Source organism: Ralstonia sp. ASV6, from assembly GCF_016429285.1.
Lineage (GTDB): Bacteria > Pseudomonadota > Gammaproteobacteria > Burkholderiales > Burkholderiaceae > Ralstonia > Ralstonia flaminis.
The window spans coordinates 25,031-39,600 of record NZ_JAELUI010000043.1; the positions used below are offsets into that span (position 1 = coordinate 25,031).

The 14,570-nt window shown below is 54.8% G+C and carries 11 protein-coding genes; all 11 read left to right on the forward strand.

Features of this window, described 5'->3' with window-relative positions; translation table 11 throughout:
* Positions 1-44: 44 nt before the first annotated feature.
* Complete coding sequence (locus JHD73_RS10835) at positions 45-1,427, forward strand: phenylacetate--CoA ligase family protein (RefSeq protein WP_199030294.1); 1,383 nt, start codon at positions 45-47, stop codon at positions 1,425-1,427.
* Complete coding sequence (locus JHD73_RS10840) at positions 1,424-2,995, forward strand: polysaccharide deacetylase family protein (RefSeq protein WP_199030295.1); 1,572 nt, start codon at positions 1,424-1,426, stop codon at positions 2,993-2,995. Before JHD73_RS10835 ends, JHD73_RS10840 begins: the two co-directional genes overlap by 4 nt.
* Positions 2,992-3,147 (forward strand): hypothetical protein, encoded by a 156-nt coding sequence (locus JHD73_RS10845; protein WP_199030296.1) that lies wholly within the window; start codon positions 2,992-2,994, stop codon positions 3,145-3,147. Before JHD73_RS10840 ends, JHD73_RS10845 begins: the two co-directional genes overlap by 4 nt.
* The gene (locus tag JHD73_RS10850) at positions 3,140-4,354 is read left to right on the forward strand and encodes a glycosyltransferase (RefSeq protein ID WP_199030297.1); all 1,215 of its coding nucleotides are present in this window, start codon (positions 3,140-3,142) and stop codon (positions 4,352-4,354) included. The genes JHD73_RS10845 and JHD73_RS10850 overlap by 8 nt, the downstream gene beginning before the upstream one ends.
* A gap of 48 nt (positions 4,355-4,402) precedes the next feature.
* Positions 4,403-5,371 (forward strand): glycosyltransferase, encoded by a 969-nt coding sequence (locus JHD73_RS10855; RefSeq protein ID WP_199030298.1) that lies wholly within the window; start codon positions 4,403-4,405, stop codon positions 5,369-5,371.
* A gap of 54 nt (positions 5,372-5,425) precedes the next feature.
* Positions 5,426-6,562: a 2-deoxy-scyllo-inosose synthase gene (locus tag JHD73_RS10860; protein ID WP_199030299.1), complete on the forward strand. Its 1,137-nt coding sequence runs from the start codon at positions 5,426-5,428 to the stop codon at positions 6,560-6,562.
* A 130-nt stretch (positions 6,563-6,692) separates the two neighbouring features.
* Positions 6,693-7,874, forward strand: coding sequence for a glycosyltransferase family 1 protein (locus JHD73_RS10865; protein WP_233176887.1), 1,182 nt, complete (start codon positions 6,693-6,695; stop codon positions 7,872-7,874).
* Positions 7,871-8,620 carry an SDR family NAD(P)-dependent oxidoreductase gene (locus JHD73_RS10870; protein ID WP_199030301.1) on the forward strand — a complete coding sequence of 250 codons (750 nt, stop codon included), beginning with the start codon at positions 7,871-7,873 and terminating at the stop codon, positions 8,618-8,620. Before JHD73_RS10865 ends, JHD73_RS10870 begins: the two co-directional genes overlap by 4 nt.
* Positions 8,621-8,675: 55 nt before the next feature.
* On the forward strand, positions 8,676-9,647 hold the full coding sequence (locus tag JHD73_RS10875) for a glycosyltransferase (protein WP_199030302.1): 972 nt from the start codon (positions 8,676-8,678) through the stop codon (positions 9,645-9,647).
* Positions 9,648-9,679: 32 nt separating this feature from the next.
* Positions 9,680-13,471, forward strand: a complete 3,792-nt coding sequence (locus JHD73_RS10880; RefSeq protein WP_199030303.1) for a glycosyltransferase — start codon at positions 9,680-9,682, stop codon at positions 13,469-13,471.
* A 79-nt stretch (positions 13,472-13,550) separates the two neighbouring features.
* On the forward strand, positions 13,551-14,570 hold a 1,020-nt coding region (gene gmd / locus JHD73_RS10885; RefSeq protein WP_199030304.1), incomplete at its 3' end, for a GDP-mannose 4,6-dehydratase.

The window sequence follows — 14,570 nt, forward strand, 5'->3', positions numbered from 1 at the left end:
GAAGATGAGAGACTTCACGCCCCAAGAGGCATATCAAATTGAAGATGCGAGCTGACCACCCTTTGCTTCGGTATGGCGAATCGCTGTTCCGACATCAGCCTTTCAAGACGGTCAAAGGTTTTGTCGGCGCGTATGTCGCGTACCCCATTGCGGAGAACAGAGAAAAGCGCAGCGTCTCCCCGAAGGTGGCTGAGTTACGGTTGCACTATCTAAAATCGTTCACGGAACGTCGTCAAATTGCCTTGCAGCGCTTGTCGAACATTCTGCAGTTTGCCGGCCAGGAAGTTCCGTACTATCGCGATGTGTTTCAGGCCAGAGGGTTTGATCCTCTCAAAGCAGGAAAGGATCCCCGTTACCTTGAGGACCTGCCATATTTGACCAAGGACGTTATTCGCGAGCAAGGGGCGCGGCTATTTTCCCGTTCATTGGAACAAGTCAGGCATCACGCGTGCAAGACCGGAGGGTCAACCGGACTGTCTTGCACGATCTTTTATGACCAAGAGGCTGCGGACTATTCTTCGGCGGTCACGTTTTACGCGCGCTTGCGCGCGGGCAAGCGACGCTATCGCTCCGAATTGCATTTTGCATGCCGTTTCCCCGATGAGACGGTTCCGTTGTGGCCATCGCGGGAAGATTTCAAATGCTTCGCGATGAATCGAAGCAATATCTTCTTTGATCGTATCGACGATGAGGGGCTCGAAGAAATCTGGCAGACGCTGTTGCGTCGCCGGCCATTTCTTGCGCATGGCCATCCCTCGACAATGTACGCATTGGCATGCTATGTCGAGCGCCGCTATGGAGGCGGTAAAGCCTTTGAGGTCTTCGAATCCAGTGGCGAACTGCTGGAGGACGGCGCGCGGGAAGTTATCGAGCGTGCTCTGCGTTGCCGCGTGATCAATCGCTATGGTCTAGCAGAGCTTGGCGTGATGGCATACGAGCTGGATGGTCGTGAAGCCGGATTCCAGATCCTCGATTCGGAGGGCTGGGCCGAGAACCGCCTACTGGAAGGCGATATTGATGGTGCCAATGAACTCGTTTTCACCGGCTTCCGGAATCGTTTGATGCCTTTGATTCGCTATACCACCGGTGATCTTGCGCGTGTCGAAGAGCGTGACAACGGTTTTTTCCTGACCAATGTTGTGGGCCGGATCCATGACGTTGTACCGATCAACGGTACTGCACACGCAACACACCATATCCAAGACATGTTGGATCACCGTGTTGGCGGCATTCAGGAATTCCAGATCGACCTTCGGACCTCCCCCCCCACACTGCGCATTGTGCTTGAACCGTGGGCAAGCGAGGAGGAGACGACCAGGAAGCTGCGCGGGTACTGGAAGGATGCCTTCACTATCGCCTACGTTGGTCATGGCGATTTGTTGCGCGTGGGTCATCGGGCCAAATTTCGCCACGTGGTGACTGCATGATCGGCGTGCTGTTCTCTTCGACGGCCAGCGAAGCAGGCAATCTCGTGCTCGCAGCCCTGCGTCGCTCGGTAACTGCCAGCCAGGCATGGCCGCTCTCGCGCAGCGCCTTGCGCTCATTTACCGCGTCCATCGTGGTGGCGGTTGATGTGCCGGATGAGTGGGGCGCGGATCTGCTCGCTTGGATGGACCAAGGCAACAGCAAGCTCGTTGTGTTCGGCCGCATGCCATCCCTAATTGCGCAACGGCTTCAATGTCGATCGGATGAATGGCCTGCAGATCTCGCTGGCGCCGCTCGCAGCCAACTCGCGGCCAGCTATGCGGTAAGCGAGAGTCGCGCAACCGTGCGCTACCGGGAACTCGCCTGCAGTCTCGGCGCAAAGGCGAGGTTCAGGCCGTTCGAGCGCTTCGACTTCGCAGACGAATGGAACAACCTCGGTTATGGTGCCATTCGCGTTGGTGGATCAATTTGGGGGGTGGCCCAGGCGCTGAATGTGCCAGCGGCAATTGAACTGGCGTCGGTCTTCATCAACGAGGAACAGCGCTTTTCGTATGCCGCGCTTTGGGACAGCGAGAAATCCAGCTTGCTTTGGTTCAATCGACCTGTGGGTCCAATTGACTCCTTTGAATGGCGGTTGGTTGAAAATTTCCTCTCTGCGCACCGCACCGCATCGCTCCCGTGTCAACCCGTTCTCAGCGAGATTCCTTGGGGATACGATGCCGTCATTACCTCGCGGCTCGATTGTGATGAGGACGTCGAGTCGGCTCGCCCCTTGTGGAAACTGTATCAGCGACTCGGCATTCCGTTCACGCTTGCGGTACATACATCAAACCTGAGCCGCCAGGAGCATCACGGCATTCTGCAAGAACTGGTCGCCGATGGCGGAGCCGTTTTGTCACATACCGCTACGCACGCCCCGAATTGGGGTGGAAGCTATCAGGCCGCCTTCACAGAGGCCGATGAGTCTGCACGGCTACTGCAGGCCGTGACCGGCAAGTCTGTGCGCTATGCGGTTTCGCCATTTCATCAGAGTCCGTTTTATGCGCTGCAAGCGCTGGCGGATGCTGGTTATGCCGGCTGCATTGGTGGCATCATCCGTAACGATCCTGAGTTCCTGATCGCCCGCGGCGGCACGCTGGCAGGCATGCCTATTGGTTTCGTTGGCCATAGTCAGCAATGCATGCTGCATGGTGACTGCATGCTGGCCCAGGGCGATCCACTCGCTGTGTTCAAGGAGGCGTTTGATCTCGCTTTCGAAAGCAGGACCTTGTTCGGTTATCTGGACCATCCATTCTCCGAGCGCTATCAGTATGGCTGGCCCGATGAGGCAACCCGCGTGGATGCCCATGATAAGTTCATTGCCTATATCCGGCACCGGGCGACTAAACCGTTGTTCCTGCATGAGGAAGCAGCGCTGGATTTCCTACAGTTCAAATCGGCAGCCGAGATCGTCATGGAAAAGGGCGAGTACCGCGTGGTAATGCCCAGGGCAACCGACTCCGCACTGCAATTGGCAGTGGAGTTTCATCGGGAATGCCAGTCGGCGCAAGGTTGGGCGGGGCGGCAATGAGTGCTCTGGTGGTAATGGGGGTACAGCCTGAGGTTGCCAAGCTGGCGTTGGGCAATACCGCACTCCGCAGCAATTTGCTCAATGACCGCATTGACGCCGTACAAACCGCGGCAAAGTTGCTGAGCGAGCCGCTTGAGGTGTTCCGTGGCTGAGCGGCGTGGACCTACGGTGACGCCTGGTGACTGTGTGCTGTTCTCGACGGCGGACTGGGACGAGCCGTACTGGACCAACAAGCAGCACACCGCGCGTGCTCTCGCGCGGCAAGGTTGGCGCGTGCTCTATGTGGAAAGCGTCGGCTTGCGCGCCCCCAGGATGTCCAGCGGCAAGGATTGGTCGAGAATATGGCACCGTCTATGGCGCGGCTTGCGCTCGACCCTCTTCGCACCGCCGCAGCGCGAATCGAACCTTTGGGTGCTCTCTCCATTGATGGTGCCGGCTATGCACCACTGGCCGCTGGTGCGCGGCTTCAACCAGGCGTTGCTGCGCTGGAGCGTCGGCCGTTTTGCTAAAAAGCATGCTTGTCGCCGGCCCATATTGTGGACCTATCATCCGTTCATGCTGCCTGCTGTGCAGAATTTGCAGCATGGCCCCCTGGTTTATCATTGTGTCGACGACCTCGCTGCTGTGCCGGGTGTGGACGTGGCGGCATTCAGGCGGGCGCAGCAGCAACTGCTGGGGCGCAGTGACGCCGTCTTCACCACAGCGGTCGCGCTGCTTGAGCAATGTCGTCCGCACAACGCCAATACGCATTTTTTTGCGAACGTGGTAGATGCGGAGCATTTTGGCACGGCGTTGAGCGCGCAGGCACTTCCTGCGGACTTGGCAGTGATACCTGGACCGCGACTCGTCTACCACGGCGTGCTTTCGGATTTCAAGGTGGACTTCGCACTGCTGCTTGCCGCGGTGGCCATGCGACCAGATTGGCAATGGGTGTTCATTGGCGAGGAGCGAGAAGGTCAGCGCAGTGAGTTTGTGTCGCGCTTGCGCGAGCGGCCCAATGTGCATTTCCTTGGCTACCGCAGCTACGCTGATTTGCCTGGATATTTGCGGGGTATGAGTGTTGGTCTGTTGCCGACACAGCTGAACGACTACACGCGCTCCATGTTCCCGATGAAGTACTTCGAGTACTTGGCAGCGGGGCTGCCGGTTGTGTCGACACCGCTGGATTTCACTCGGCATCAGTCGCAAGGACTCGAGATTGGGGCCGACGCGGCACAATTTGTGGCCGCTATCGAGCGACAACTTGCTCGCGGCAAACTGAGCCATGCCGAGGCGAAGGCATATGTCGGCGAAAACACCTGGGATGCCAGGACGCTGAAGATGCTGGAGTATGTTTGGCCGGAACGCGACCGCAGTTAGCAAGCAGAATTGAAGAGTTGATCTCGGAACAATAAACCGGAGTACTGAATGAGTGATTCCCGAGTACTGATCACCACTTACCCGACCGCGTTTCTGTATCGCGGTGGGGGCGAGCTCGAACTTGTCGACTTGCTGACGAACCTGAGGCAGTTGGGCGTTCGCGCTGATATCTATGGTTCGACGTCGCTGCCGCTGAGTAAATATGACGTGATCCTGCATTACTCCGTGGTGCCAACGGGGATGGAATTCGTCCGGGAAGTGAAGGCTGCGGGCAAGAAGCTGGTATTGCTGCCCAGTGTCTGGTGGGCTAAGGAGCCGTCCCAAGCTGACAGGAACTCGGTGGCCGAATTCTTCAAACTGGCAGATGTAGTTGTCTTCAAGTCGAAGGCTGAGTATGAGAACGTCGCCCAGTATGTGTCACTGGACGCGTCCAAGGTGGCGTACTGCCGTTGGGGTGTCGATTCCTGTTTTGAAGAGCGGATCGACGGAAGTCTGTTCAGGGACACCTACAAGCTGGGCGATTATTTGCTTAGCGTTGGCATTATCGAAGAACGCAAAAATCAGCTGTCTGCGATCCACGCACTCCGGGATTCGAAGATCCCGTTAGTTTTCATTGGTGACTATCGAGATCGCGCCTACTACGAGGCCTGTGTGAAGGCGGCACCAGGCCACTTCAAGTTTCTGCCCTATCTGCAACCCAAGTCGGAAATGCTGCGCTCCGCCCTTCACGGATGCGAGGCATACATTGAAGTGTCACTCGAGCCTGTCGGGTTTTCGGCTTTCGAAGCTGGATTGGCTGGCATACCCTTGGTGCTTTCGGCGGGAGCGTGGACTCAGGAGCATTTTGGCGACCTGGTGCACCAAGTGGATCCGATCTCGACCTCGTCCATTCAGCGCGGGGTGGAGGCCGCACTGAGTGCGCCTGTGTCCCCGCAGTTGCAGCGGAATATCCATAATCAGCATCTGCTACCGCAGAGTCTTGAGCCATTGGTGCGAGTGCTGAAACTGCGAGCCTAACGCTAACCCGGAAACGAACCAGCGCAAGATGACAAGCCGCGCAATAAGATCTGTATGAGCGAAACCAATTTGCCACGCCAATTCAATTTTCACGCCGATCGAAGGTTGGAAAGCGAAGTTGTTGTCCGGAAAGACGCCCTTCGGCATTTGGATACGATGGGTGTCCTTGACCATATTCGGAAGGAATCCAAACACCTTCTTGTTACCGACAAGAATGTAGAGAAGCTGTACCTGCGTCGGGTGCTGGAGTGTATTGAGCGGTCTGGTCGTTCCGTCCGTACCCTGGTCGTTCCCGCACACGAGGGTTCCAAGAGCTTCCGGTGGTATTCCCAGCTTGTTGAGAAGGCTCTCGACTACGGCTTTGATAAGTACTCAGTGATCTTCAGTCTTGGCGGCGGTGTTGTGAACAACCTCGCCGGTTTCCTTGCATCCACACTCTATCGTGGGATCGGGCTAGTTCATTTTCCAACGAGCCTGCTGTCTCAGGTGGATGCTGCTATTGATTTCAAGCAGGCGATCAACTTCGATCACGGCAAGAATCTCATCGGAAGCTATTATCCGGCGTCCAAGATTATCGTAGACCCACTGGTATTGCGCACGCTGGACGTACGCCTGATTCGCGACGGTTTGGCTGAATCCATCAAGCATGCGATCTGTCAGGACACGGCGTTTCTCTCGTTCATTTGCTCGAATAGCGAGCACTTGGTCGATCCGGATTTTCTTTCTGAAGTTGTCGCAAAGTCGATCGAGCTCAAGCTCGAAGTCATGAGCGGTGACCTTGATTCAGATTACGATGAAACACTGAAGCAGTATGGCCATGCTATCGGGCATGCTGTGGAGCACTTGTCCGAAGGCGAGGTGTACCACGGAGAAGCGATCTCGATCGGTATGTGTGTATCGGCGGAGGTAGCACTGCTGCTCGGCTTGTCCGATGAGGAAACAGTGGAATTGCACTACGACGTCTTTAGGCGCATCGGGTTGCCCACAATCGTTCCAGATGCATTTTCGTTATCTGATCTCTGGGAAAAGATTCGCTACGACAAGCATTTCTTAAATGGAAAAGCCTATATGGGCCTTGTGAGGACCGCGGGGGTAATGGCCCCTACTACGACCGGAAATTTCGGCCATTACATTGAGCAGGATGTAATATTCGCGGCGATTGAGCGTAACCGCCGCCAGGCGCTGAGCTGAATCGTATGCTTGTGAGGCCGCGCCCAAGCTTTTGAGGCGCGGGCAAGTTTGCTTGCTCACTTGGTCATTGACAAGGGGCAAGCATCCGTAGGTTTTAATACTGAAAATTGGCTTCTGTATGGGTCATCGCTTGTTCTTCGACGTGACGGAACTGGCTGGTTTCGATAAGGGCACCGGAATCCAGCGCGTTACGCGTGCCTTACTTCTCGCAGTAAGCCGTAGTTGTCCATCAGATTGGCAAGTGGTGCCGGTGGTTGGCGATGGTGTGGCTGGGGTGTTTCGTTCGGTTCCGTCAATGTTGTCGGGTGACCGTGGTATTACTGAGGAGAACATTGAACCTTTGCAGGGGGATATTTTCCTTAGCGTGGATTTGGCGTACAACATTACGCCGAGCCTTCGCCAAGAACTGGTTCGATTTCGTGGTGAAGGCGTCTGCATCTATTTTGTCGTGTACGATTTGGTGCCGTTAATGTACCCCGAGTGGTTCGAAGGTACAAATGCTTGGTTCGAAGGAAATGATTATTTGGATTTATTCTCCCATTGGTTCGAATGTGCTAGCGAAGAGGCGGATGGCCTGATTTGCATTTCCGATTCGGTGCGTCAGGATGTGAGGCGCTGGCTGGAAACGCACAAACCGAGGCGCGCTGAGCTCCCTCAGCTGGGGTATTTTTATCTCGGATCCGATATCAGCGAGAGTGTGCCGACCAAGGGTTTGCCGCAGGATGTGTCGTCAGTGCTTGGTCGACTCCGTGCTGCGCCGACCTTTCTTATGGTGGGAACCCTGGAGCCGAGAAAAGGCCATGAACTTGCGCTCGACGCGGTCGAAGGTCTTTGGGCCGAGGGGGCAGATGTCAACTTGGTGATGGTGGGGCGCGAGGGGTGGAAGATTGAACGCCTAGCGCAGCGCCTGAAAGAGCATCCGGAGCTCGGGAAAAAATTGTTCTGGCTGGATGGCATTAGTGATGAATATTTGCGCGAAATCTATTCCAGCGCATCAGTTCTACTAGCACTTTCGCTAGCCGAAGGATTTGGCCTCCCATTGGTGGAGGCTGCGCGCTTTGGTGTTCCATTAATTGTGCGTGATATCCCAGTGTTCAGGGAGATATGCGGAGCAGGTGCAACATACTTTCAGGGAAAATCAAATGCAGAGCTGCGTGCGTTGCTGCGGGAATGGTTGCATAGCTCTCATACCGGTTCAGTGTCATGCGTGAATAGTATTAAAGTACATTCTTGGCGGGAATCTGCTGAACAGCTTATGTCAGCGCTTGGAAAAATGCGTGGGGAGGAATCATTCTGGGGCGTTGGCAAATGAAACGTGTGTTGGTGACGGGTGCCGGTCGCGGCATTGGTCTGGGTATCGCGGAAACCTTGGCTGAGCAGGGATATGCTCTGGATCTGGTAGTGAGTAGTGAGGCTTCTCTTGCACGCTTGCGGCAGTCACATGTAGCGCAACAAGCAAATGTACATATCATTGTGCTGGATTTTCGCGACCGTGTCGCTGTGAGCCGGTTTATCGGAAGCTGGAAAAATCCGTTGTGGGGAATCGTGAACAATGCGGGAATCTGCAAGACGTTTTCCATAGCCGATGCCGGCGATGATCCGTTGGATGAAGTGCTTGGTGTCAACCTTATTGGTCCCTATTTGTTGACAAAAGGGTTGCTCCCACATCTTTCGAGACCTGGTCGTATCGTCAACATTGCTTCTCAGCTCGGCCAGGAGGGACGGGCAGGCTATTCCGCCTATTGCGCTTCGAAGTTTGGTTTGATTGGGATGACCAAGTGCTGGGCCAAGGAGCTTGGTGCCGAAGGCGTTACAGTGAATGCGGTTTGTCCTGGCTGGGTGGGGACAGAGATGTCATACATCGATGTGGATCGTATGGCTGTGGAGGAGGGGGTAACTTTCGAGCAGTTTTACAAAGATATTTGCCGGCCCCTTGAGCTTAAACGTTTTAACACGACCGCCGAAGTGGCGAATCTCGTCGCCTTTCTTTTGTCTGATCAGGCATCAGGAATCACGGGGCGTGACTGGTTAATGCAAACGGTTTGGAATCAATCGTAGGGAATATTGAAGAAATCGACCAGCGCTGGCAGTTATAAATATTCGGGATTCGATCTTGAAGGCACTGTTTTATAATTATCCATGGGCCATGGATGTCCCTGGGGGCGGTGAGCGCCAATTACTTGCTTACGCCCATCATTTGCCTCGGTTTGGGGTGCAGGCAGATCTATACGATATGTGGAAACCTAGTCTTGATCGGTACCAGGTTTTCCATGCGTTTTCTGTCATGCCGGGTATTATCGAGATGTGTGACTATGCCAAAAAGCGGGGACTCAAGTTTGTCGTTAATCCCAACCTTTGGGTGACGCAGGAGACAAAGGAGAATTACCCGCATGCGGCAATATGGAACGTCCTTGAATTGGCTGACCGTATCATCGTGAATTCCAACATGGAGGCTGATACTCTAAGTGACGTATACGGTTTTCCGCGCGAGAAATTTCACACCGTCTACAATGCGGCCGAGGCAGACTTCCTTGTTCCAGTAGATCCTGCGCTCTTTAGAGCTGCGTTTGGTATTGATGGCTCCTATGTCCTGAATGTTGCCAACATAGAGCCAAGAAAAAATCAACTTGAATTTCTTCGCGTTTTGCGCGAAGCGCGGCCCGATGTGCTCTTTGTCATCGCCGGAACTATCCGCAATCAGTCTTACGCGGATGCCTGCATGGAGGCGGGGGGGGGGCAGCTACGAATTATTGGTAATTTGCCCTACGCGTCGGAGATGTTGCGATCCGCCATGGCCGGCTGCGAATTTTTTGCAATGCCCAGTCTTCTGGAAACTCCAAGCATCGCAGCTATCGAGGCGGCTGCTTTGGGGGCTCGTGTCCTTCTGACCAAGGTGGGCTCGACCGTTGAATACTTCGGTGATTCAGTAACGTACGTGGATCCGTGGTCCCACGAGTCTATGCGGGCTGGGGTTGCAGAGGTTGCGGTTTCATCTACGGAAAAATCCATCTGGGCGGCCCGTAGCCGATTGCTCTGGCCGCAAGCAATTCCGGAACTTGTCCGTTGTTATCGTTCGCTTTTCTGATGTAACGATTTTACCTTTTGCTCTGAATTGCCGTGAAAATTATACTTGATCTGCAGGGGTGTCAATCTGCCAGTCGATTTCGAGGAATCGGCCGATACTCGGTTGCCCTTGCCAAGGCGATCGTTCGAAACCGTGGTGATCATTCCATCAAACTTCTTCTAAATGGTCTTTACTCAGAGGGCTTGAGGGAACTTCGGCAAGAGTTTGTTGGTCAAGTCGATGTTAATGATATCGTGGTCTTTGATGCTGAGGGCCCGGTCGCTGAATTTGACACAGCTAATACAGGGCGTGCGCGAGTTGCGGAATTGGCGCGGGAGCGATTGATCTCATCCATGGCGCCGGATGCGGTGATTTTGACCAGTTTGTTCGAGGGATTTGTTGATGACGCGATCACTTCGGTGGGGGCGCTGGGAGATACACCTTTTACGGCCGTCACTTTGTACGATCTGATTCCTTATCTAAATCCAGACCCGAATTGGCCAGCGCATTATAAAGATTACTACAGCCGGAAAATCGCTTCGCTAAAGCGCGCCGATCTTCTGCTGTCAATTTCTGACTACTCCAGGCAAGAGTGTGCTGCGGCGTTGCCTGAACTTGCGGAGCACATAGTTAATATGTCCTCTGCATGTGATGCTCACTTCTGCACGGCTGAGGGGCCGATCGATCTAGCCCAGCTGAGAGGGGAATTTGGAATTGCGAAGCGCTTCGTCATGTCCGCCGGCAACCTTGAGCCACGGAAGAACTTCGGTCAGTTGGTACGTGCTTTTGCGGCCTTGCCTGCGGAGTTGAGGGAAACGTATCAACTAGTCTTAGTGGGGGGGGCAGAAAAGGAAAAGATTCACGAAATTCAGCAGATCGCCATCGACTCGGGACTCGTTCCCGGCCAGCTTCTCGTGTTGGGTCATGTCTCGGATGCCGATCTGCGCTTGCTCTACCAAGCGTGCGATCTTTTCGTGTTCCCTTCTTTGCATGAAGGCTTTGGTCTGCCGCCGCTGGAGGCGATGGCTTGCGGCGCAGTGGTGATCGGCTCTTGCAAGACAAGTGTGCCTGAGGTCATTGGTCGCGAAGATGCCCTATTTGACCCCACGTCAGTTTCGCAACTATGCGATTTAATGATTAGATCGCTGACCGACGATGACTTTCGTCAGTCTCTGCGTGAGCATGCGGTAAAGCAGGCGGGAGAATTCTCATGGGATAAGACGGCGCGGCGAGCACTGGGTGCCATTGAGGAGCGGGTCGGACGTGGATCGAGCCGTGATGCGGGAAAAACCATTAATCGCGAGCTCCTAAGGAAATCGCGTGTAGCGCTGGTCACACCATTACCCCCTGAACGCACCGGTATTGCAGACTACGTTGCAGATCTGATTCCCGCGCTTGCCGAACTCTATGATATTACGGTAATTTCGGATCAGACTGCGGTGCAGCCTATTCCCGGAAATGCAAGCATAGCCGTGCAGAGTATTTCTTGGTTCAAACAACATGCAGGTGAGTTTGAGCGTATTGTCTACCAGATGGGGAATTCGCCTTTTCATGTTCACATGCTGGACTTGATGAAGCAGTACCCCGGTGTGGTCGTCTTACATGATTTTTATCTTAGCAGCCTGAAATTGTGGATGGAGGCTTCTGGATATCGCTACAACGCGTTTAAGCAGTCCTTGTTGGACTCACATGGTTATGCCGCGCTTGAGTACTTGGCGCGCGAAGGCGAGCACGCGGCCAAACTCGAGTGGCCCTGTAGCTACGACGTGATTAGAGACGCGCTTGGTATCGTGATCCATTCAGAATATAGCCGTGATTTGATTTGTAAGTACTATGGCGATGCTTTTGCACCAAAGCTTAGCGTGGTGCGTCAGCATCGAGCGTGTGCTAAGAATGTGCAGCGCAAGCAAGCACGTGCCGCCTTGGGCTATACAGACGATGACTTTGTAGTCTGCGCTTTAGGTTTTATGGACTACACCAAGCTCAATCACGTTCTATTGGAGGCTTGGGGTCGATCCAATTTGGCAAGCGACAAGCGTTGCAAGCTGGTTTTTGTCGGGGGGCGGGACGAATCGGATTATGGTAATCGTATTGATGGAGCAATCGCCGACATTGATGGCGGCGCTCGCATCAAGATTACCGGCTTCGCAGACCACGACACCTTCAAAGACTATCTGTCTTCTGCCGATATGGCGGTGCAATTGCGTACGCATTCTCGCGGAGAGACGTCACGCACGGTACTCGACTGTCTCGCCCATGGCATTCCTCTGGTGGTAAATGCTAACGGTCCGATGGCGGAGTATCCCAACGACACCCTATTGAAGCTGGAAGACGAATTCGACGTCGGCGATTTGGTTGCCGCCTTGGAGCGCTTATATGGAGATGCGGAGTTGAGGGCTAAATTGCGGCTCATGGGTCCCGCATATGTTGAGGCTAATCATGCTCCCGCGAAGACTGCTGCTGGCTATGCCAAGGCGATAGAGGCGGTTTTGAGGTCCGAGCGAACGCAATGCGAGCGTCAGGCAGCTGTTGAGTTTTGGGCGAGCTACCCAGAGTGCACACCTGATGTTCAGGACGGCGTTGCAGAGAAGGCTGCCGAACTGCTGTTCCTCGCCCGGAAGCCGCATATTTATGTGGATGTATCTGCGACGGCGCGAAACGACTTGAAGACAGGCATTGAGCGAGTTGCCAGGGCCCTACTTCGGGAGTTGCTGCTCAACCCACCCAAAAGCTGTGACGTGGTGCCTGTCTATCTTAGCCAGGAGAACGACCAGTGGCACGTACGTAGGGCCCAAACGTATCTGTCGTCGCAGCAGGGTTTCCAGTTGGTGCCGGCGCAGGACGAACTCGTGATTCCTGTGCGCGGAGACGCTTTGATCGCGCTGGACCTTTTTTCTGATGGCGTGGTCCGGGCAGCGGGGCAAGGGTTATACAACTATTGGCGGGTGAGCGGAGCGAAAGTTGGGTTCATGGTGCATGATTTGTTGCCGATCACTCGACCGGAGTTCTTTCCGCCGTGGGCCCATGATGTGCACAAGGCTTGGACAACGGCCATTTGTGCGAATTCGGACATGCTGATCTGTATTTCTGATGACGTGCGACAGGCGGTATCCGATTGGTTGCGGGAGAATCCTCCTCCCGGCAACGAATCTTTGCCAACATTGCTGATGTCCCACCATGGCGCGGACGTGTCAGCTTCTTTCCCGACGATGGGCCTGCCCGAAGGCGCGGGCACTCTTCTGGAACATCTCTCTTCTCGCCCCACATTTCTGATGGTCGGTACGATAGAGCCGCGAAAGGGCCATCTGCAGACTCTTCGAGCTTTTGAGCAGCTATGGAGCGCTGGTGTCGATGTGAATTTGGTGATCGTTGGTCATGAGGGTTGGAAGGGTTTGCCCGAGCATGAGCGCAGAACGATCCCGGAGGTGGTCGAAAGTATTCGAGATTGTCCAGAACTGGGTGAGCGTCTCCACTGGCTCGAGGGAATCAGCGATGAATACCTGAGCCGTATTTATGCTGCGTCCTCGTGCTTGCTGGCCCCTTCGGAAGGGGAGGGCTATGGGCTACCCTTGATTGAGGCGGCTCAGCACGGTCTTCCTATCATTGCGCGCGATATTCCCGTGTTTCGTGAGGTTGCCGGAGCGTCGGCTTATTACTTCGGCGGAACTGATGCGGTTGATCTCGGTCAGGCTGTGCGAGTGTGGCTGGAGCTCAGGGCGCGGGGACAGATGCCGGATATCGCAGGACTTAAGTGGGAGACTTGGGCGCAAAGTGCAGAGCGATTGGGCCAGCTTTTGGCGTCGCAGTTGGGGTGCGCTGAAAGACTTTCGGCTGGCTCCCTGTAAGCAGCGTGGGCAAGCTAGGAAATGGCCAAAGACCCCTGAGATACTGAAGTAAATATGTTGACTGACTAGAAAGAATCAAATGAGTAAAGAAAATACGACTGCAATTATCACCGGTATCACTGGTCAAGACGGTGCCTATCTCGCCGAACTATTGCTCGATAAGGGCTACGTTGTCTATGGCACCTATCGGCGAACCAGTTCCGTAAACTTCTGGCGTATCGAGGAACTCGGCGTCCAGAATCACCCCAATCTGCACTTGGTCGAGTACGACCTGACCGACCTCAGCGCTAGCATCCGTCTGCTGCAGCAAACTGGTGCCACTGAGGTGTATAACCTGGCTGCTCAGAGCTTTGTTGGTGTGTCGTTCGATCAACCGGTTACGACAGCTGAAATCACTGGTATCGGCCCGCTGAACCTGCTGGAAGCTATCCGTATCGTCAACCCGGCGATTCGCTTTTACCAAGCTTCCACGTCGGAAATGTTTGGCAAGGTGCAGGCCGTTCCGCAGGCGGAGGACACCCCGTTCTACCCGCGCAGCCCGTATGGCGTGGCAAAGCTGTATGCCCACTGGATTACTGTCAACTATCGTGAGTCGTACGGCATCTTTGGTTGCAGCGGGATACTGTTCAATCATGAGTCCCCCCTTCGCGGCCGCGAGTTTGTGACGCGCAAGATCACGGACTCGGTCGCCAAGATCAAGCTTGGTAAGCTCGATGTCTTGGAGCTGGGCAATCTGGAGGCCAAGCGCGACTGGGGGTTTGCCAAGGAGTATGTCGAGGGCATGTGGCGCATGTTGCAGGCCGATAAGCCCGATACCTATGTGCTGGCAACCAACCGCACCGAAACTGTCCGTGATTTCGTCACCATGGCGTTCAAGGCTGCGGACATTCAGGTGAAGTGGCAGGGTAAGGACCAGGAGGAAGTGGGTATCGATGCTGCATCGGGCAAGATCGTCGTGCGGATCAATCCCAAGTTCTATCGACCTGCTGAAGTGGATCTTCTGATCGGCACTCCGGAGAAGGCGACCCGCGAACTGGGCTGGAAGCCGCAAACCACGCTCGAACAGCTTTGCCAGATGATGGTCGAGGCAGATCTGCGT